The sequence below is a fragment of the Neobacillus sp. DFD-2R genome, from assembly GCF_057747865.1.
In genome coordinates, this window is sequence record NZ_CM173228.1 from 491,714 (window position 1) to 512,479 (window position 20,766).

General features: G+C 36.5%; 22 protein-coding genes and 1 riboswitch. Of the genes, 9 read left to right on the plus strand and 13 right to left on the minus strand.

Translation table 11 applies throughout. The features are described from left to right. Positions 1-345: 345 nt before the first annotated feature. The gene (locus tag AC3ANV_RS02395; protein ID WP_488312088.1) at positions 346-1,734 is read right to left on the minus strand and encodes an aminotransferase-like domain-containing protein; all 1,389 of its coding nucleotides are present in this window, start codon (positions 1,732-1,734) and stop codon (positions 346-348) included. Between the two features lie 227 nt (positions 1,735-1,961). Between AC3ANV_RS02395 and azlC the strand changes: the two genes are divergently transcribed. Together azlC and AC3ANV_RS02405 are read left to right on the plus strand one after the other, a co-directional pair. Next, entirely contained in the window at positions 1,962-2,675 is a 714-nt protein-coding gene (azlC, locus tag AC3ANV_RS02400) for an azaleucine resistance protein AzlC (protein WP_488312089.1), read from the plus strand. Then, complete coding sequence (locus tag AC3ANV_RS02405; protein ID WP_488312090.1) at positions 2,672-3,016, plus strand: branched-chain amino acid transporter permease; 345 nt, start codon at positions 2,672-2,674, stop codon at positions 3,014-3,016. The genes azlC and AC3ANV_RS02405 overlap by 4 nt, the downstream gene beginning before the upstream one ends. A 348-nt stretch (positions 3,017-3,364) precedes the next feature. Here the strand turns inward: AC3ANV_RS02405 and AC3ANV_RS02410 are convergent, their stop codons facing one another. Beyond that, complete coding sequence (locus tag AC3ANV_RS02410; RefSeq protein WP_488312091.1) at positions 3,365-4,330, minus strand: helix-turn-helix transcriptional regulator; 966 nt, start codon at positions 4,328-4,330, stop codon at positions 3,365-3,367. 110 nt (positions 4,331-4,440) lie between these two features. Between AC3ANV_RS02410 and AC3ANV_RS02415 the strand changes: the two genes are divergently transcribed. From AC3ANV_RS02415 to AC3ANV_RS02425, 3 genes are all read left to right on the plus strand, one after another. Then, positions 4,441-4,926 (plus strand): GyrI-like domain-containing protein, encoded by a 486-nt coding sequence (locus AC3ANV_RS02415; protein ID WP_488312092.1) that lies wholly within the window; start codon positions 4,441-4,443, stop codon positions 4,924-4,926. A 22-nt stretch (positions 4,927-4,948) separates the two neighbouring features. Further along, entirely contained in the window at positions 4,949-5,410 is a 462-nt protein-coding gene (locus tag AC3ANV_RS02420; protein WP_488312093.1) for a phage tail protein, read from the plus strand. Positions 5,411-5,908: 498 nt separating this feature from the next. Next, positions 5,909-9,079 carry an ATP-binding cassette domain-containing protein gene (locus tag AC3ANV_RS02425; RefSeq protein WP_488314112.1) on the plus strand — a complete coding sequence of 1,057 codons (3,171 nt, stop codon included), beginning with the start codon at positions 5,909-5,911 and terminating at the stop codon, positions 9,077-9,079. A gap of 218 nt (positions 9,080-9,297) precedes the next feature. On the opposite strand, the gene AC3ANV_RS02430 is transcribed toward AC3ANV_RS02425, so the two are convergent. Further along, positions 9,298-9,930 carry an MOSC domain-containing protein gene (locus AC3ANV_RS02430; RefSeq protein WP_488312094.1) on the minus strand — a complete coding sequence of 211 codons (633 nt, stop codon included), beginning with the start codon at positions 9,928-9,930 and terminating at the stop codon, positions 9,298-9,300. A 116-nt stretch (positions 9,931-10,046) separates the two neighbouring features. After that, entirely contained in the window at positions 10,047-10,931 is an 885-nt protein-coding gene (locus AC3ANV_RS02435) for a LysR family transcriptional regulator (protein WP_488312095.1), read from the minus strand. Positions 10,932-11,303: 372 nt separating this feature from the next. Here AC3ANV_RS02435 and AC3ANV_RS02440 point away from each other — a divergent pair, with 372 nt between their 5' ends. Beyond that, positions 11,304-12,521, plus strand: coding sequence for an MFS transporter (locus AC3ANV_RS02440; protein ID WP_488312096.1), 1,218 nt, complete (start codon positions 11,304-11,306; stop codon positions 12,519-12,521). Between the two features lie 183 nt (positions 12,522-12,704). Here the strand turns inward: AC3ANV_RS02440 and AC3ANV_RS02445 are convergent, their stop codons facing one another. From AC3ANV_RS02445 to AC3ANV_RS02460, 4 genes are all read right to left on the minus strand, one after another. Next, entirely contained in the window at positions 12,705-13,145 is a 441-nt protein-coding gene (locus AC3ANV_RS02445; protein ID WP_488312097.1) for an Rrf2 family transcriptional regulator, read from the minus strand. A gap of 238 nt (positions 13,146-13,383) precedes the next feature. After that, positions 13,384-14,253: a nuclease-related domain-containing protein gene (locus tag AC3ANV_RS02450; protein WP_488312098.1), complete on the minus strand. Its 870-nt coding sequence runs from the start codon at positions 14,251-14,253 to the stop codon at positions 13,384-13,386. Between the two features lie 305 nt (positions 14,254-14,558). Further along, the gene (locus tag AC3ANV_RS02455) at positions 14,559-14,753 is read right to left on the minus strand and encodes a YwbE family protein (RefSeq protein ID WP_488312099.1); all 195 of its coding nucleotides are present in this window, start codon (positions 14,751-14,753) and stop codon (positions 14,559-14,561) included. Continuing rightward, positions 14,753-14,947 (minus strand): hypothetical protein, encoded by a 195-nt coding sequence (locus AC3ANV_RS02460; RefSeq protein WP_488312100.1) that lies wholly within the window; start codon positions 14,945-14,947, stop codon positions 14,753-14,755. Before AC3ANV_RS02460 ends, AC3ANV_RS02455 begins: the two co-directional genes overlap by 1 nt. Before the next feature lie 96 nt (positions 14,948-15,043). Here AC3ANV_RS02460 and AC3ANV_RS02465 point away from each other — a divergent pair, with 96 nt between their 5' ends. Further along, a complete protein-coding gene (locus AC3ANV_RS02465) occupies positions 15,044-15,163 on the plus strand; it encodes a spore germination protein (protein WP_488314113.1) in 120 nt (39 codons plus the stop codon). Between the two features lie 6 nt (positions 15,164-15,169). Here the strand turns inward: AC3ANV_RS02465 and AC3ANV_RS02470 are convergent, their stop codons facing one another. From AC3ANV_RS02470 to AC3ANV_RS02490, 5 genes are all read right to left on the minus strand, one after another. Continuing rightward, positions 15,170-15,292, minus strand: a complete 123-nt coding sequence (locus tag AC3ANV_RS02470; RefSeq protein WP_488312101.1) for an anti-repressor SinI family protein — start codon at positions 15,290-15,292, stop codon at positions 15,170-15,172. A 25-nt stretch (positions 15,293-15,317) separates the two neighbouring features. After that, a riboswitch (cyclic di-GMP riboswitch) is annotated at positions 15,318-15,401 on the minus strand. A 151-nt stretch (positions 15,402-15,552) separates the two neighbouring features. After that, positions 15,553-15,948 (minus strand): hypothetical protein, encoded by a 396-nt coding sequence (locus AC3ANV_RS02475; protein WP_488312102.1) that lies wholly within the window; start codon positions 15,946-15,948, stop codon positions 15,553-15,555. A gap of 265 nt (positions 15,949-16,213) precedes the next feature. Next, positions 16,214-16,705 carry a sigma-70 family RNA polymerase sigma factor gene (locus tag AC3ANV_RS02480; protein ID WP_488312103.1) on the minus strand — a complete coding sequence of 164 codons (492 nt, stop codon included), beginning with the start codon at positions 16,703-16,705 and terminating at the stop codon, positions 16,214-16,216. 213 nt (positions 16,706-16,918) lie between these two features. Next, a complete protein-coding gene (locus tag AC3ANV_RS02485) occupies positions 16,919-17,074 on the minus strand; it encodes a hypothetical protein (protein WP_488312104.1) in 156 nt (51 codons plus the stop codon). A gap of 236 nt (positions 17,075-17,310) precedes the next feature. Next, entirely contained in the window at positions 17,311-18,021 is a 711-nt protein-coding gene (locus tag AC3ANV_RS02490; protein ID WP_488312105.1) for a GntR family transcriptional regulator, read from the minus strand. Positions 18,022-18,434: 413 nt separating this feature from the next. Between AC3ANV_RS02490 and AC3ANV_RS02495 the strand changes: the two genes are divergently transcribed. Together AC3ANV_RS02495 and AC3ANV_RS02500 are read left to right on the plus strand one after the other, a co-directional pair. Next, a complete protein-coding gene (locus AC3ANV_RS02495; RefSeq protein WP_488312106.1) occupies positions 18,435-19,661 on the plus strand; it encodes a cystathionine gamma-synthase family protein in 1,227 nt (408 codons plus the stop codon). A gap of 24 nt (positions 19,662-19,685) precedes the next feature. Then, complete coding sequence (locus AC3ANV_RS02500; RefSeq protein WP_488312107.1) at positions 19,686-20,726, plus strand: homoserine dehydrogenase; 1,041 nt, start codon at positions 19,686-19,688, stop codon at positions 20,724-20,726. Positions 20,727-20,766 lie beyond the last annotated feature (40 nt).

Sequence of the window (20,766 nt, forward strand, 5' to 3'; positions counted from 1 at the left end):
CTTTCTTCAATAAGAATAGATTAATGATCTTCAGCAATCGGGCGCTTTTTCAGAATAGGAAAAGCGTCTTTATTATGTCTACCAAGGGTTATTCAACAATCTAGAATAGGGGGAATATTTATGTTAATTAGAGAGATAAAGCCTGAAGATGCAGAGAATTTCATAAATCTAATTAAGCAAGTGAATACAGATGGCAAGGGGTAGGAACAGCATTATTTCAATGTTTAGAAGATAGTATTTCAAAAAAGAAAAACTAAAAGCCAACATTATTAAATGGTGGCTACAATCAAAATCTTAAAAACGCATATATTTATTTTGGAGCAACTATGTTAATGAATTAATCGACTAGTTGAGATACTCGTTTAGTATTCTTAATCCTACTTTTAACTCGTCTAATGAGTTTGTCGAAGAAAGGGCAATACGTAAATACTTATCCTGGGTAGTTTGCCCACTTAAAAAACGATCAGAATGAAAAGCTCGAATACCTAGTTTCTGTAGGTCCGTTTCTAACTCTAATGCATCAGAGTGTCTTTGAATTGGCAGCCAGCGATAAAAACTTAGAGGATGTCCAACGTTTTTATTCAGAGGAAAATGATCAAAAAACATATCATTTGCCGTATGCGCAAGTTGCTTCTTTTGCAAAACAATTTCATGAGCTTTTCCTGATAAAATTAGTTCTGTAATAATCTCAGCATTGAAAGAAGAGGTTTTAACATTAATATTAAAAATAGATCGCAAAATCTTCTCTCGAAAGGCCTTCCCATAGACGATATAGGCAATTCTCAACCCTGAGCAAATGGATTTAGAAGTACAGCAAATATAAATTGTTTGTTCTGGAAGTAAGTTAAACATTGGTTGCTGATAATCTGAGACAATGCCTGCCGTCATAAAGGCATGAATCTCATCCTCAATTAAAATTAAGCGATGCTTACGGATCACCTCTGTCAATTCTCGCTTGCGAAAATCTGACATCATAATGGTTGTTGGATTATTACAAGAAGGCATGAGGAAAATGCCATGAATATTTACTTGATTGCATTGTTTATCAAGCTCGCCTGGCAACATCCCAAATTCATCTCCAGCAATCGGTACTAATTGAATTCGGAACATTTTTGCTAACTCAATAAAATTTGAATAGGTATATAAATCTGTAGCAATTCTGTTTCCAGGCTCAAACAAAGCGGTCAACGCGATAGCCAATGCATTTTGCGCACCAGACACAATAGCAAGATGTTCTTGATTCGTATGAATGCCGAACGATTCCATCCAGTTAAGTGCTGCTGCTTTTTGATGTGGAATGCCTGTGGGATCGTTGTAATTTAGTAATTGTTCAAAATAGCTCTTGTTCACAACTTGTTGAATACTATCCTTAACTAGCGCATTTGTTTGCTCAAACGATGATACAAGACCTAGCTCAATAAGGCTTGCCGTTTTATCCTTAGAAATGGTTATGGACCGAGAAGCATTTGGCGCTACATAGGTGCCACTTCCAGTAATCGCATATATTAGCCCTCTTTCCTCGCATATTTTGTAAGCACGAGTAATAGTCGTAAAGTTTAAGTCTAAGAAATCTGCCAATTCCCTTTGAGGCGGCATTTTTGTACCAGGAGCTAAAAAGCCATTTTTAATATCGTGTTCAAGTAAGGATGCAATAGATTGATAATAAGGACGCTTCAATGCATTCTTATCAGGTTTCCAAGACATTGGATAGTTGTCGAATGAATTTACAGGCATAATACACCACTCCTGATAGATTTCATACAATTAATTGTATGGTATGAATGTTTAAAATGTATGTAGTTAAAAGATGAAACTGCTATTTGGCCCCCCATTTTTTAAGGTGGAGGGTTATTTATTTGTTTCTAAACAGAATTGTAATACATACAATTATATAGTTTATTGTATGGAATTTGTATGTTAATTTAAATCATATTAAATTCGTCATTTAGGATGTGAAACGTATGAAGAGAAGAACTCAAATAATCACGGCATTTCGTGAAGCTTTCCCTCAAACATTACCTATTTTCGCAGGGTTCTTATTTTTAGGAACCTCTTATGGCATCTTTATGAATTCATTAGGATTTAGTGCAATTTATCCGATTCTAATGAGTCTAGTCATATTTGCAGGTTCAATGGAATTTCTTGCTGCCAATTTATTGCTTCTTGCCTTCAATCCAATTAATGCTTTTTTTCTCACTTTAATGGTGAATGCAAGACATTTATTTTATGGCATTTCGATGTTGGATAAATATAAGGGCGTAGGAAAGAAAAAGTGGTATATGATTTTTGGACTTTGCGATGAATCTTTTGCGATCAATAGTACCATTAATGTCCCAAACAATGTAGATAAAGGTTGGGTTATGTTTTTCGTCACGCTGCTCAACCATTTTTATTGGGTATTAGGCGCAGCATTAGGTGGTATTTTTGGATCACTTATCCAATTCAATACAAAAGGATTGGAATTTGCTATGACGGCTCTATTTGTTGTTATTTTCATTGAACAGTGGTTGAAAGAGGAAAAACATTATAGTTCACTAATTGGGCTTGGGATGTCAATTGTCTGCCTTCTTATTTTTGGCGAAAACAATTTCATTTTCCCTGCAATGATTGCAATTTTAGGGCTACTTACCTTAACTAGAAAGTCATTAGAGAAACAAGAGGTTCAACCTATATGACAATGCATTTAACCGAGCAAATTATTACGATTACGATGGTTGTTTTAGGTACTATGCTGACAAGGTTTCTTCCATTTATTGTTTTTGCATCAGGTAAAGCTAAACCGAAGTATGTACAGTATTTAGGGAAAGTTCTACCTTCAGCGGTAATTGGACTTCTGGTCATTTATTGTTTTAAGGATGTGAGTTTACTATTTGGAAGTCATGGAATCCCTGAATTTATTGCAGTGGCTGTAGTTGCTCTGCTTCACATTTGGAGGAGAAACATGCTCCTCTCTATAGCGGGGGGAACGATTATCTACATGATTTTGGTTCAAATGTTTTTTAATCATTTTTATTGAACCTTAGGACCAAGATTAAGTGGTGCCTAAATATAGATGAAAAGGTTATGTCTGATTATGTTGTTTATTTGTATGCAATGAATACAAATAAATAGCATTTTTTCTAACTGCCGAAATCCTTATTTATGTTAAATATATAGAAATAGAGAAATATGTTTCTTATTCCGTAATCGGGCGCTTTTCCGGAGTAACGATAAAAACCCAATTTTTCAACTTTAATACTGAGAAATTGGGCTATTTATTATAAGAATATCCTTACCGTTGTAAATCCGCATTTTCCTGACGCTACCCCTTAAATCATGTGTCGTTACTGTTCCCATGGCTTGTTGTTTTACGAATATACCTTGTTTAGCAGGGGCAGTATAAGCATAATCTCTCTTTTAAACCTTCTAAGACTTCTTCCGGCACTTCCCTGACCTTGATATCCCCACCTAGGAAAAGTAGCCAATTTGTTATTTCGGTCAATTCTTCGGGCTTATTAACATTGATATAAGTCTTTAGAATGGCTGTGGTTTGGTAAGGATTCGTATAGGAAATTGAAACTTTAAAAGGGTGGTATTTTTTGAACTGGGCAATCGCTTTTGGACCAAGTTCAAGGACAAGGTTGATTACTTCTTCCTGCTTACTTAGTTTTTCTAAAATCTTTTTCTTACTTAATCTTTTTTTCGTCGGGTAGGGTTTGACATTGGTGAGATGGTCGACAGGAAAAATCTGCTTCTTTTCTTCCTTTAAGTCAAAGCCTTCAATCAGCCAAAGGCTTTTTTCATGATAAAGGTGTAAGAGATAAATGGGATAAGTCTTTATTACCTTCTCTTCTTCGATGGTAATCAATATATAGCGATCCAAAAGAAGGATTTGAATGAGTTTTTCTAGCATGGGATGGGGGAGGTCTGAAAGCTCAAGTAGGTCAGGATTATTGGGGTTGGTCCCTTCAAATAGCAAGATTTGATTTAAAAGAACAAGGTCATCTTGCTGGTTTTCTGAAAGCAGGCCTAGCAATTTTTCAGCTAAAGACTGACGACTCTTTAGATAGGGGAGTTGTTGATTTCTTGTGGCCATAAAGGCAATAAAAAGAGCTTTGACCTCATTATCGGTAAAGTGAACATCGGGCAGGACAGAGTTGTGCATGACAAAAAAACCCCCATCCCTTCCAACTTCAGCGACAAGTGGCATCCCCATGGCCTCAATTTCTCTGATATCTCTAATAGCTGTTGAACGAGAGATGTTAAATTCTTGCATGATTTCAGAAATTGTAAAGTGGGAGCGGTTGTTGATATACCGCATGATGATATTAATCCGTTCAACTTTTTTCATCGGGACTCCTAAACAGTATCATTTTTTGACATGATTTAAGGCTATGATATATCTATCAAGTGAAGAATACAAGTCATTTGATTAATTTAAAAAAGAGGAAGGTTTTGAATATGGCAGATTATACCCTGGAAGAAAAAGACAGCTTTACCGTTTTAGGTTTTGGAACTGAGCTTAAGAGCCATTACACAGACTTTGCTGGCATAAACAAGGAAAAGTCAGACTTTTGGCAGGCCTTCAGCCAAGATGGAAGGCTTGACGCTTTAAAAGCCTTAGCCACAAATGACTACGTTTTTGCCGTGAACGAAGCGGTGAATAACAAGATGATGCATTATGCCGGCGTCATGACAGAGGTATCTGCACCAGCACGAGAAGAAGCCAGAGTTATCCAATTTCCTAAGGGGGAATACCTAGTTGTTAAAGGGGAAGGGAAGACGGCTGATGAATTGAATAATAAACTTGCTGGCATTGCTTTTGGTCAAGTCTTACCGGAAGCAAAGAATTTTGCCTATGTTGGTGGACCGAATGCAACGGTTGAGATGGGGCAGCGAAACGGCTTAGTTTTTGGTGAAATGTGGATTCCTGTTGTTAGGAAATAAAGAGATAACTGGAGGGATGGAAATGTCCTATATCGTTGATTTTAAAAATGTGTCTACGGTTGGTTTAGAATCTTCACCTGTAGTAGAAGCGCTTGCTGGTTTACGTGCTAATGAAGCCCGTTACTTTATGAACAAATACAAGCATGAATTTACGGTTGTACCAGCTGGCGAAAGCCAGGAGACACTTGATTATGTGAACCGAATTTTGAAAGAACGTGATATTGAGTTTGCGGCCAAACCTTTAGAAACGTCGCGTTTTCAAGTGGAAAATATCCAATTTGCCTACGTCTTTTATGAGGATGGTCTTGCGATCAACGTCATGTATACGGTTGATGACCCTAAGAAGCGGGCCGTTGGTTTTAAGCTTTCTGAGGGGATGGAGGTACCAAAGGAGTTAGAAGGAAAGTTTAAGTTTGCTAGGCAGAAGTCTAAACTAGCTGGAACCATTCGAGGCTCGTTTTTTGTTATTAAAGGAGAATATTAAAGTAAGCAAAAGCGCAATTGGAGGAATCCAACCATTTTTTGGCTAATAAGAAATTTTAAAATTTTTTCTGAAATTTTATAATTTCTTATGTCGCATAAATTCAACTACGCCTCTGTCTTCGTCCTAACGGACTCGCCAATCGGCGAGTTTTCATTTATATTTGGTCATTCTTTTTACTCATTGAAATGAGTGAAAGCTATTTTCTCTCTAGGTAAAAAATAGCTTTCACTCGCTAGAAAACCCAATGAATGCGGACATTTTCCTTGGTAACTTCTACTTTGCGAATAGGGGTTAGGGGGGATAAGGAAAGCGTCTTTATTATGTTTTCCAATGGATGTTAGACTATTCGGAAAGTTGTTTTGGATTTAGGTATTTTTGATCAAACTATTTACGCTCCAGTCTCAACAATTCGGCGTCGATCCGAAAAAAACACAACAAATTCATTTGAAGTGGTGCTAACATGGCAATACTAGATTTAGAGAATGGAGAGGATATCCGCTGAAAATAAATCAATTAATTGCCAACAATATTAACCGTTTAGATTGCCTATTGCCGGAAGATCAGACGCTCGGAATTGCCGGTTTGTCCGGATCTGGTAAAACCACATTTTGTCAAACCATTGGTGAAGAATCCAAGAAGCGTCTCGTTTCCTTATTGCCTAAGGCTGAATATCAGTATTTGTTTTCTACTATAATGGAAACGAATTTTAGTGCCATCAAGATGGAAGACATGCCTTTAGTCCTTTTTCTAGGGAAATCATCGATTTCTTCTAATCCGCGTTCAACGATTGGCACCCATACAGGCGTTTTTACAGAACTCCGCGTGCGAGTTGCTGAAAAATTCCATCTTTCTCCGGAAGTTTTTTCCTTTAATAATGCATTAGGCTGGTGTCCTGAGTGTAAAGGACGCGGAACTACCAAAAATGTCGAATGTAAAAAGTGTGAGGGCAGGCGCTATAATCCGGAAGTTGAGCAAAAAAGAATAGAATTATGGAATCAACCACATAGTATTTCCGATATCAACAATTTAAGCATTGAATCGATTCATTCCCTTTCAGAGGAATTACATATTAGTGAAGCGAAACAACATATTCTAAAAAATATTATCCATATGAATATTGGTTACTTAACATTAAATCGGATCATGGGTACATTGTCAGGAGGGGAATTAACACGGCTTTACTTGGCGGAATTCATGGCAGCAAGTGAAAATACCGTGATTATTATTGATGAAATCTCCGTTGGTCTTGATCACCAAACCCTATTGAAAATTTTAGAACAGATTAAACAATTGGGCTATAAGAATCAAATTTGGCTTATTGATCATTCTGACACGGTGCTAGATACAGCTGATGAGCAATTGTTCTTTGGGCCTGGAAGTGGTAAATACGGCGGAAAAATTGTCGAAGAATCACCTCGTCCAAAACCTGTTTTTGGGGAACGAAATCAGGCAATGCCAACAGAATACTATCAATTTCATGATCTTTACTGTCGTAATATTCAAATGGCTGAAATTCAGATTCCCAAAAATAGACTTGTAACCTTTACGGGTGAGTCTGGATGTGGTAAATCGACCCTTGTCAATGAGTGTATCTCCAAGGATTTTCTGAAGCGATATCCAAAAGATAAACTGGTCATGGTAGGGCAGGACCGAAACCAATCGATTACCAGCCGGTCAACCGTTGCGACGTTTCTTGATATCAAAAAGAAACTCACCAAATACAGTGACGAAATTGATGATATTTTTCAGCGCTCAATTGAAGACATTATTGAGGACCTTCCAAATGAAGACATCGCTCATAAACGCTTGAGTTTACTGATCAAACTGGGACTCGGCTATTTGACGTTGGAAAGAAAAACACAAACCTTGTCGACAGGTGAATTTCAATGTGTTCATTTAGTTTCTGAGCTGTTTTTGAACTCAAGGAACCCACATACGCTGTTTATTTTTGACGAGCCTTCAAAAGGTTTATCACAAAATATTTTAAACCAATTCATTGATAGTGTCAGGGTCATTTTGCAAGATGAATCTGTCTCAATCATGATGATTGAACATAATGCCTATATGTTAGAGAGTTCTGATTTTATTGTTGATTTCGGTAAAAGACAACTGGAGCCTGTCCGACATCTCGATGTTGTCAGCCATGATGATTATTTCGGTCAACATAACAGTACAAAGAATGTTGCTCCATTGCATATTTCATCAACACTAGATTCAAAAGATGGCATTACCTACTTAAAAGAAAACCATATTGGCTATTTTAAAAAGGCAGAAAACGTCTATAAGGGCGGCATCTTAAAAAGCTTATCATCAATGGCCCGTTTGATTTATGGTGAATACGAATCTGAAACCATTGCACCCGTCATCGCCATTGATCTGGAACGGCACTTATATAGTCAATATAGTTTTCTCTATGAAATTGGTGGCTTGATCAACCATATTGTTGCTGCTCATCCAACCAATAAAGATACAAGAAGCTTCGATTTCTATCATCAAGAAAATCATTGTCCATCCTGTTCCGGTCGCCGGGTTATTGAAAAATTTGATATTGATGTGGTCATTCAAGACAAAACCGTGCCATTTTGGGATGGCTTATTACATCCGGACGTGATGGAGGTATTAAAATACTATCAATATCCCAAATTGCAATTCCTATTTGATGAGATCAAGAATGAACTCGGTCACGATATTAGTAAAAGCTATAATGAGATGACAGAAGCAGAAAAACATACCTTTTTATATGGTTATTGGGAAAAGTCATTTTATGATAAAGAAGGCAAGACACGGAGGACATGGGATGGCTTTAATAAGATCGTTGGGATGTATATGGCCATTTCGAAGTCGATTATTAAAGAGCAAATGAAAGCATCAAAAGAAAAGATTACCTGTCCAGTCTGTCAAGGAACGGTTCTAAACCATCATAAAAAACTAAAATTTGGTGACACTGATATTCGTGAGATTATTCATCAACCGATTGATCAGGTCATAAAAACAGTAGGGAAGTTACCGGAACTGGAAAAACTAAAAGCAATTGTTGGCGGCGATAGTGCACTTACGGAAGATGTCTCCTTACTTCCTAGGGAAACACAGGTACGCTTGAAAATACTTGAACTTGAACTAGCAAGCTTTGTTGGTTATGAAATGGTATTACAAAATGTCTTACCATTCCGGGACAGAATTAAAGACAATATCGAAGCCATAAGCAGCAAAAATCTGATAACAATCTGTGATTTTGCCAATATTACTGAGACAAGAGAAACGATCATTGATAAGTATTTCACCAATGGAAAATACAAAAAACTGACTTATGTCTATGAAGCGTTTGGTTACAAAAAAATGGTTACCCAAATTAATAAGATTAAAGCAAGTAATCCATGTCCATTCTGTAAAGGGAAGAAAGTCATTTCAGAAGACAATCTCCATGATGGCGTGTTTAAATTATCGGTACCATGTGTTAGTTGTTATGCAAGTGGCATCAATGATGAAGGGCGTAAGGAAATCGTCGAAGGCATAGATGTTCAAACATGGCTAACTGGCAAGGTACGTGATGTTGTTGCTGAAAGCGCAAACCTTGAGGCTGCCCGAGATATTCCAATTTTCAATCGTATTCGTGAATTGAATAAACGAGATATGATGGCGATTTACCAATTCCTTGAGCAAAATAATTAAATTACAATTATTAAAACATGCCATATTTTAAAACAAAGCTAGATGTCAGTCAGTGATAGAAAACTCATTTGCACTAATACATTGCAAATGAGTTTTTATGCTATTCTGAAGCTGAGCTTGTTGGTTAAAAGAATATTAAAAAGTGCTAATCAAGATAGACAAAAGAATCTACTTATTATCTAAGCCTGCGGTTTTAGCGTATCCACAAGTTTCGAGAATCATAACAATTTTAAAAATCTTTTCCTCCAGTCCTCTGCAAGAGCATCAACCGTCAATATTTTTTCAATTGATGCTTTATCTTGTTGTTGATGAAAAAGAATTTGTGTAGCAAAAGAAACGGATATTTCTTTTGGGTGTTTTTCCACAAGATTTATTTCCGAATCGAACATAATGGTGCCCTCTTCCAATACCCGAAAAAAGTAACCGGTTAGAGTCGTTTCAACCACTTTCTTTAAAAATTGTTTTTCCTGATTATAATGGGAGATAGTTGCACAAGGTACCCTTCCTTGCGTTACTTGAACAATAGTATCCCCTATTTTATATATATCCCCAATACAAACCTGTTCTTCCACCATCCCTGTTGCTGTAATATTTTCCCCAAAAGCAGGAAGAATAAGTTTTTTTTGAAATATCTCTTCCCAATAAGAGTAATGCTCAAATGGATACAAACATACTGCACGATCTGGTCCACCATGAAACATGTGGTTTGCAACATCATCACCAATAAAGCCGGATTTTTTCAACTCAACAGCTTGTACAAACGATTTTCCTATTGCGGAAAGCTCCTTTTTACTGTTCCAATTATATTCCTTCGGTTTTCCAACAGCTAAATGAATAATTTTTCGATTCAATTAGAATTTACCTCGCTTCCATAGAACTCTATCGTTAATAGGCGAATATAGTCATTGTATTATAAAATAATATTATCACTATAAGGATAAATACTTCTAAAAATGAATAACCATTCCTATTCAAATTCGGTGGGATGGTCCAAAACAAATTGTTTAAATTTTTGAGTTGCAGGTGATAAATATCTTCCCTCTACCCAAGCAATTCCAATTGTCCGTTGGCACTGCGGACTTTTGATAGGTATTTGTGCTATTTTACTTTGGTCTGTCCCCTTTAAATTCGGCAGAATTGATATTCCCAGTCCGGCAGCAACAAGCCCTGCAACGGTGTCTGCTTCCTCTCCTTCAAATGTAACTTTAGGTGAAATTCCCGCTTCTTTAAACAATTGCTCGATGGTGATACGAAGGGAAAACCCTTCTTTTAAATGAATAAAAGGTTCATCTGCAATTTTTTCTAACGTAATATTTTTACGATTAGCGTATTTATGGTCTTTAGGGACTATAACAAAAAGTTCTTCATTCCAAAGCTGTCTCCATACAATTCGTGATTTAATCTCCATAGGAGCAATTAGACAAAGATCAAATTCTCCTAATTGCAACTGATCAATAAGATAATGGGAGGGACCTTGTCCGAGCCGGAAATTTATTTTAGGATAGCCGGCACGAAAAGAAGCGAGCAAATCGGGTATCTGACTTGTACTTAAAGTGTGTAAAAACCCAAGCGATACTTCTCCCTGCTCCGGATCAAGTAAATCTTGAATTTCTTGTTTACCTTCATAGTATTCCTTCATCATACTATCCACACGTTTTAAAAAGATATGACCATATTTATTTAATCTAATGGAACGTCCCTGACGTTCAAATAAAGGCACACCTATTTCATCCTCAAATCGGGCGATCGATCGGCTAAGGGCTGACTGGGAAATAGATAGGGCTTCTGCAGCATGCGTTACGTGTTGCATTCGCGCCAGTGTTTGAAAGTATTCAAACTGTTGCCATTCCATTCTATAACACCCCATTTCATCTGATTTATTCATTACATATATGCATTAAAAACATTAATATAATGAATTATACATCATATGTAATCGGTGGTACTATAAAAATCAGAAACACACAAGGATGTTTCTCAAAGGCTATTTTCGCATAGATTGTTGTTTTTCGTATAAGTTTCTCAACCCGTATAATTAGAAGCTTCGTGGCACCTTTTCGTAAGAACATTTGCGAAAATTGCCTAGAAACTTAGTAAATGAACTTTATTAAGCTTCAAAAGCAACAAAGTTTACGAAAAGAGCCTTCTCAAAAAAAGATAATTTTTAAAAGGGATGATTTAGTATGCAACAAATTGGCATTCACACGAATCGGGTGATTGGTTTATGAGTTATATTCAACCGGGGACGCCGCTCTTTCGCAAAACTAGCTTTGCTTTCTTTGCCGCTGGTTTCAATACATTTGCTATTCTTTACTGTGTACAGCCTTTAATGCCGGAATTCACAAAAGAATTCGCCATTAATCCAACTACAGCAAGCCTGTCTCTCTCAATTACAACAATGGTTCTTGCCATCAGCATGCTGATTTTCGGTTCTTTGTCAGAAGTATGGGGACGCAAGCCTATCATGGTCATTTCCATGTTTGCTGCTTCTGTGTTTTGTATTCTCACAGCATTCAGTCCTAATTTTCATTTTCTGCTGGTGTTACGAACGATTGAAGGAATTTCATTGGCAGGTCTGCCCTCAATTGCAATGGCTTATCTTGGAGAAGAAATAGAATCCAAGAATTTGGGAACGGCTATGGGTCTATATATATGTGGCAATTCAATTGGTGCTGTTTTTGGCAGAGTTTTCTCAGGTATGTTGAGCGACTACTTTGGCTGGCACATTGCAATAGGGGTAATTGGTATCATTAGTTTAGCTGCGACCATGATTTTTTGGAATAGCTTACCACCTTCACAAAATTTCAAAGCTCGTCAATTAGAAATTGGAAAGTTAGGTAAATCATTAATTGACCATCTAAGAGATCCTAGTCTAGTTTGCTTATTTGTCATAGGATTTTTACTTTTAGGGAGTAATGTAGCGTTGTTCAATTATATCGCTTACGTATTACTCGGAAAGCCTTATTCGTTAAGTCAAACATTTGTAAGTTGGATATTTTTAATTATGATTATTGGAATGTTTAGCTCTGTCCGGACAGGAAAATGGGTAGATCGCCACGGTAAGCAAAAAATATTATTCATATGCTTATTAATTGCATTAATCGGCGTCTGTTTGACTTTGGATTCTAATTTATTTATTAAAATACTTGGACTTGGATTGTTTACCTATGGATTCTTTGGAGGTCATTCGATTGCAAGCAGCTGGGTCGGACAACGTGCTTTACAAAACAAAGCACAAGCCTCTTCATTATATCTATTTCTTTACTATACTGGCTCAAGTGTAGGAGGAACACTCGGAGGGTTGTTTTGGTCCGCATTCGGATGGGGAGGAGTAATCAGCATGAATGTTGGCTTCCTTATTATTGGTTTTATCCTTTGGGTATTCGTTTCAAAAATGGCACAGAATTCGAAGAAAGTTATTAAAGTAGTCCAAGTTAATTAGTAATAGTTAACAGAGTGTGAATAAAAATACTTAAAGTAACGGGTGCCTGACTTGAAAATTGGTGCTGCGATGAGTCTTTATTTGTGAGTTTATACATCAACAAAAAAGGAAGTCTGTTTTTAAACAGGCTTCCTGTTATAGTTAATCAGTTTAAAGCCATTTTTTTCTCTTGGTTTTGTAGCGTTATTTAGTTGTTAATTTTTCTTTTTCTATAATATCTTTTACTACATCTTCGATTGTTACATTTCCAAGAACCTTCTCTAGGGCTGTCTGAGCTATTGATAAATGTTGGCCAATTGTAGCTTGAATATTTCGCCCAACCGGACAATCCGGGTTTGGATTTTCATGTACGCTAAATAGTTCCTTTTCCTTTACAACATCAACTGCTTTATAAACGTCCAATAATGTTATATCCGATAAAGCTTTAGCAAGTTCCGCCCCTGCAATACCAGGGCGTACTTTTACCAATCCTGCATTTTTTAGCATCCCCATAATTTTCCTGATTACTGCAGGATTTGTGTTTACACTCCCCGCTAAAAATTCAGACGTGCTTACTCCACTTTTATTTATTTCAATAAGAGCAAGAATATGAATACCAACAGCAAACCGGCTGCTTATAGACATTGATTTCACCTTCCATACTAAATATCACCATGTAATTAATTTGATTACAAGTTTATTATACCCTAAAAAAGTGCTTTTTTAAAGGTGTTGCCAAATTGATTACAGGTAAAATTATTAGTTACAAGTAATCGATTTACTTACAAAAAATTTAGGGTTTATTGCCAGTTTTCAATGATCGGGTCTAAAGTAAAAGCGACGAGAATAAAACTCATCGCTTTTGGTTGTTTATCTTATTTTTTCAAATATAATTGGCGCTTTCGATAAGATACTTTATATTTTTAAGCTGAAAAGCTCCGTATATTCTTTCTCGGGATGTAAGCTCATTTATAAAAAACTGTTGTAATTGCTCTTTATTCGTAAACTGTTTTACGATGCTGTTATCAGGCCAATCGTGTACCTCTTTTTCATCGTAATTAAAAAATACCAAGGTGTTTATCCACGTTTCAATATCTTGCCTTTTTAAATAATTTGAGAGGATAACGGCTGTCTTTTGAACCTGGCGAATTGGATTTTCATAAGTCTTTACAGTTAAGACTCCCGACTCAGTTTTATCAAATATAAGTGTGTCCTCTTCCTCGCTGTCCATTAAATCTGCTAAAAAAGAAAATTTGCGGCTGCCCCTTCTTGTCACTCCCATTACTATATGGCCTTTCCAGTGTTTGGTTTCTATTAAGTATATACCGGTTGATAAAAGTACAAGGTGATCAATCTGCCGGGTACTACCATTTTCTTCCGGGATGAAAATGTTCGGCATAATCATCATTTCATCCGGTGAAATACTGCCTTTTCTAATTAACTCAGATTTAAAATTTTCTAGAATCTGATGGGTAATGATTTCCCCTCGGTTTCTATAATTTTTCCGTATATCTTCATTTTCGATCATCAGCTTTTCTATTTCGCGTTTGTATGATTCGGACAAAAGTATAGCCTGCTCATCGAATTTTGCTGCTGCCGTTTCCATAGAAGCTTTTTGTAATTCTTTCATAGCGGCTAACTCTTGATAATGGCTGTTTCTTAATTCTTTTTGTTTAGCCTTTTCCATTTTTACAATATATAGTAACCAAGCGACAGACGCAGCAAGTAACGTGGAAATAATTAACCAGGTCATTTATTTTCTCCTTAATTTACACTATTTTTCTTGTTACCAATGAATCGAGGTCCTGGAAGCGTCGCTTTGCTGCATATCTCTTTATTATCGTGTATCGAACATCTACCTTCTGTGGTCTATTATAACAATATTTTCAACTAACAACTAAGAGATTGGAATTTAATTAAAAAATGGTAAATTAATACTATATTTGTTAAAAGAGCAGTTGAAAAAGCTGTTCTAATAAAGCTGGTTTGAAATTATTTTTGTTAACAACTAAAAAAGCATTCAAGGACTGATCCTTAATGCTTTTTTAGTTCTTTTATTTACGAGTGAATTTTCTGTACTCGTCCAATCTGTCCATCTGTTAGCCTGACTTTGATACCGTGGGGATGGGTGACCGATTTGGTGAGAATATCTTTTACGATACCTCTGGTAAGCTTTCCTGTTCTTTGGTCCGCTTTTAAAACAATATCAACAGCTATGCCCGGTAATATGTCTTTCCGATTTTGCCCGTTCATTAGACACCCATTTTTCTGCGCGTATTGCTTGGTTTTTTCGTTTGCTGGCTTTTCATTTTTTTAGTTGAAAGGTCGGCATTCGCTTTTCCTTTACCGGCGGCGTTCTGGTTCTTTTTGTTTTCAAGCTGCTGCTTCATTGCTTCTTGCAAGCTGATTTTCTTTTTTGGTGCTTCGGATTGATTATTTTCAGTCATAGGAAATTACTCCTTTTCAATTAGGATAGTTAGTCCAGTATAATCTATTTTTGATTATTTGTGAAAGGGCAACGTTTTCCGGTAAAAATTGATACCGTGAGTGGCGGGGGAGTCCAATTTGGCGATTCTCTGTTTGTTTCTCCGAAAAGTGTCTCAAAGGATACACACGGTTCAGGTTCAGTAAATCAAGCATATGAAAATAAGAAAAGACCTTAAGAAAGGTCATGAAAATTGATTGAAGAAATCTTTTATTTCAGCAACAGATATGCCGGAATTTAAAGCTTCCAAAATAAGGTCTATCCATTCTTCGTCTAATTCTTTTTTATCAATGAAAGTAGTTACCATATTTCCTCCTAAAATATTAATTATTTTAGGTAGCTCAGCCATCTTCGTTAAGAACATTAGATCTGTAGCTTTGCGTCCCAATCTTTCAATCGGTTTGCCTTTATCTTTTTAAAGTATTAAAACTTATGAGAAAATTTTACAATAATTGTTCTGTATATAGAATTAAAAAAATTCCAAAAAGTTCGACATTGTTCTGCGTTTTATTAGAATTTTTAAAGTGGTAAATTGATGATATACAGGGGTTTTTTAATCTCATCGATTTAAGTGGTGTAGTCAAATAAGCGAACAAGGCATTGCAATATGCGGCCTGTAAGAATGAAGGCTACTTCATTTTCAGCCTCTTCAAACTGCTCTTGAACTAAGAGTAATCTTGCATGATTTAAATGGGCAAGAGCAAGTTTAATGAGAATAATGCATTGCTGTTTACTAGTATGGTCTCTCGTTTTTTCGGGGAATTCCGGAGGATTTACTCTTGATGCTTCATTATTGAATTGTAATCGATGCATACCATTTAGTGTCCGACCAATATAATATAGTAAATTAGCTTCTTCGGCGATTGCCCGTTTAAATCTATTAACCTTAACCAATCCTTCCATTTTTTCAAGAGATTCAATCGCTGCATCAAGATAATAAATACATTCCTGTTTTAATTCCATCTTAAGAACCTCCTTTCTTTCAAGGGTATATACATTAAGAAATGCTAATTCTTTCAAAATGTAACGGTATTACCCCACGATATGAAAGTTTAGTAGTGAGCTTCACTTTGTTTTCAAGGACAAACCTCATCCTGAATGGACTAATATTGTGGTAAAACACGACAATTCTAAAAAATAATAAATTGGAACGGATAAATACATAAAGTGACAATAAACCAAAAACGCCCAGAGGCATTCTGAGCGTTTTTGGTTTGGATTCCTTCATTTAAAAAGCCCCGCTTTTCACCATTCCCTTCATTTTTTCCCTTGCACCCGCGCGCCAGTTTTTCACTGCGGATACCGAAACCTTTTCCATTTCGGCAATCTCTTTGATAGAGAAATTACACAAGGCTGTATACATGACCCATTTTCTCTGGTTCTCTGTCAAGGTGGGGCAATAGGATAATAGGATTTCTTCTTCCAATGGAATTTCTGAAAACAGATCCTCTATCGTTTCCCAATACTCCTCCTCAGGATAGATATTTCTTTCTTCAGCCTCATTGGCCTTACTTAATTCCTTAAGCAGGATGCCTTTAATATATGTGTAGGCATAGTTGGTAAAATTCCCTTTAGTGGGGTCAAAACGACTGCCGGATTCCCAAAGGGCGATGAGTCCGTGCTGGTAGAATTCTTCTTTATTTTTGTAAATGTGCAGCGAGTTGATGATTTTATGGATCATCGGTTTATATTGTTGAGCTAACTGTTCAAAGCTTTCCAAGGCTGAATCCTTTCAGAAAGCGCGCTTTGCCATGTTTTCCCGGGTACCACTACCATATCGGGAATTGCTCATTCTATCGAATCACATAAAATCCCTTTTCATCAGGATATTCATTTAAAAGCTATCTTATTTGGATTTAAAAGTAATTTAAAGGGGCGTTTTTTCCATTTTAATTTCGTTTTTATAGCAATTTACATAACAAAATGATTATAACTATTTAAACAGATGTTCCTTTTCTTTTCCTTTTTTCCTGTTTTTTAGGGGTAATGTCTCCCGGTTTTTGTGCAAAAGCAAGTAATGAAAAATCAAAAGTAAAGTCATACCTAAAAGCGTTGTTATAGTCCATGTGATAATTTCAATTAAATTCACAACAATCCCCCCTTGAATTTAGTTTTATATTTCTACGCTAAACACGACTGTTTTATGAGTAGGAAATACTTTCTCACTAAAAAGTTAATTTAGTAGAATTTAAAAATGAGGGAGGTTGAATTAGCATATAAAATGGAAAAAAGCTACCTCTTTTATTAAGGAGATAGCTTTCATTCGTTATAATAAATTTTAAGTCATTTAAGAAATCCAAGTGAAAACAGTTTGTCCTTTTCATCCTATATCATATCTATATGAGTTATTTTCCAATGTTCATTCTTAATAAGGTGTTCTAAATTTTCTTTGTCTCTTTTGGTAAAGTATTTGATAATTTGTTTATGATCATTATTCATTTGTTCTAATACGGCAAAAAGTTTTTCTTCGTCTTTACTTAAATAAATCTGTCTAATAAAACTGTTTTGTAAAGAATCAAGAAGCTCTATTAAAGTAGTGTTGTTACATTTATCAATGTATACTTTATGGAATTGGTTTTGGTATTTTTGATAATCTGAATAATTTTTTTGTGAAATGGAAAGGTCGATTTTCTGAACCAACTCTTCCATTCGTTCAATATCATCTTCTGTGATATGCTCTACAGATAATGTGGCTGCTAGGGCATCCAGTACACCAACAACCTGAAAAACACCAAGCTTCTTCTTTGTATCAAGTTCTTTAACGATAAATCCCTTTCGAGGAAGGAATTCCAGTAAATTTTCTGAAGCTAGTTGTATCAAAGCTTCCCTTACAGGGGTTCTGCTTACTTCTAATTTCTCGCTAATTGCTAATTCATTTATCTTATGATTGGGGAGCAATGTTCCATTCTGAATTTCTTTGGCTATATAATCATATACATGATCTTTTAGTGATTGGTATCTTTTTTTGATAGTTATTCCCCCTAAGTTAAACGTTCGCATTGTACAATATAAAATTGAAAATTCTTGCATTTTCATATTAGCACTTGCTCCTAAATTCTTCAATATCTCTACAATATTGTAAAATAGTAATCCACAATCATTTACATACTTATTGTTTTCAAGTCTACTATGTAGCGAATTGATACATAGGACCCCATATTTTAGATAAATTGAAGAAATGGAGGAGAAGCGGAGCGTTGTTGTTTTTTGTTTTAAGGCGCCCAAATATAATTAGTATTAAAAACTAGACTGTTTAAAGTTGAACTATTTTTAAGAGTAGCGTAATAAAACATTGAAAAAGAGAAAAGTCCATTATATAATTCTAAATACAAATGTTTTTTCTGATTATTCTGCACATTATACAATATTAAATATATTATGTATTGTATATTTTGATGTGTGTGCCGGGTTATTAGTTTTATTAACACAAATTTAGGGGGGAGAGTAATATGAGTGAGCGAAATTTTAATGATGTAAAGGACGGGACAAAAGCTGTATGGGCGGGAGAAAAAGAATCTCTTGCTTACAATGCCACCCAAGTTCCGGTGGTACTTAGTGTAGCCTACAATTACGATGACGTCGATGAGTGGCAGGAAGTTGCTATGGGAAATAAACCCGGGCATATTTACAATCGCATGACAAACCCAACTGTTCAAGCTCTGGAGGAAAAAGTACGAATTCTCGAGGGAGCAGAGGCAGCCATTGGTTTCTCATCAGGAATGGCTGCTATTAGCAGCACACTATATACATTTTTAAGACCGGGAGACCGGGTTATATCTGTTAAAGATACATACGGAGGCACCAATAAAATCTTTACTGAATTCCTGCCGAATATCGATGTTGATGTAACGCTATGCAACACAGGAAATCATGAAGAAATTGAAGCTGAAGTGGCCAAAGGGTGTAAGGTTTTATATTTGGAGTCTCCTACCAATCCTACGATGAAAATTACAGATATTGAGAGAATGGCGCGAGCCGGGAAATCTGTCGGTGCATTGGTTATGGTAGACAGTACCTTTGCTACTCCTATTAATCAGAATCCGCTTCCATTAGGGGTTGATATTGTCATTCATAGCGCCACTAAGTTCTTAAGCGGACATGCCGATGCGTTAGGCGGTGTGGTGTGCGGTTCCAAAGAGCTGATGCAAAAAGTCTATCATTATCGCGAAATCAATGGAGCAACGATGGATCCGTGGTCAGCCTATCTTATTTTAAGAGGGATGAAAACGTTAAAACTCCGTGTGCGGCAGCAAGAAAAGAGTGCAATGGAAATCGCAAAGTTTTTGCAAAAGCAAAAGCTTGTGGAAGCAGTTTATTATCCCGGATTAGAAACACATCCACATCACGATATTGCCAAGAAACAAATGAGGGGGTTCGGCGGAGTATTAAGCTTTGTTTTGAAGGAGGAAATGGAAGCCATAAAAATTTTATTGCCAAAACTACAATATGCAAACAGAGCGGGGAACCTTGGGGCAGTTGAAACGATATACGGACCTGCACGAACGACCAGTCATGTCGAATGTACGCTCGAGGAACGGAAAGCTCTTGGGATTCCGGAGGGTTTGGTCCGTATCTCAGTAGGAATTGAAGATACGGAAGATCTTATTTCCGATTTAGAACAAGCCTTTGCCTATTTGGAGTCGCAGTTGCGAGTTACTGCTGTAAATAAAAAATAGTAAAAATGGAAGAGGGATTGAGGGATGACACATAAAATTGCATTGCTTGGATTTGGTGTAGTTGGTCAAGGATTGGCGGAAATTTTACAAGATAAAGGTGAATCGTTACGCAGCGGATTTGGCTTTGATGCGAAAATTGTTGCTATTTCCGATAGTCTTAAGGGTTCTCTTTATCATCCGGAAGGCTTGGATATTTCTAAAGCATTACAAGCTGTAAAGGAAACAGGAAAACTGGATCGTTACCCTGAAACCCCCGGTTTGGTAAGAGGATGGGATAGCTTTCAGACAATACGTGAAAGTAATGCGGACACCATTGTAGAGATTACTTTCACAGATGTAAAAACAGGACAACCTGCCATCGATCATTGTAAGGCAGCATTTGAAAGCAAAAAGAACGTAGTAATGAGCAATAAAGGTCCCGTTTCTTTGGCGTATCGGGAGCTAGTTGAGTTAGCCGGAAAGAATGATGTCAGGTGGGGCTTTGAAGGAACAGTTATGAGTGGGACACCTGCCTTGAGAATGCCTATCGTTTCGTTGGCAGGAAATAATATTTCTGAAATGCGGGGGATATTAAATGGAACGACTAATTATATTTTAACCAAAATGGAAGAAGGCTTGAGCTATGAGGCAGCATTGGCTGAGGCGCAAGCTCTTGGCTATGCAGAGGCAGATCCTACTAGCGATGTCGAGGGGTATGATGCTCAATATAAAGCTACTATTCTTGCTAATATTGTCATGAATATTCCGATGAAACGAGAAGAAGTAGAATGTGAAGGAATTAGTCATCTTACACAGCAGGATATTCAATGGGCAAAAAAGGAAGGGAAAAGGTGGAAACTTCTTGCTAAATGCATAAAAGATGGTGATCAAGTGATCGCAAAGGTAGGCCCTGAAGCGATACCGCTTACTGATCCTCTAGCCGGAGTTTTGGGAGCACAAAATGCTATTACGTATCATTGTGATTTAGCCGGTCCGATTACGCTTATTGGTGCCGGAGCCGGCCGCAAAGAAACGGGATTCTCCATTCTTATTGATTTAATTAATATTAGCCGTGGTCAGTTGTAATCTTGTTCCCTAGTAAAATGACAAAATGGAAAATTACTTA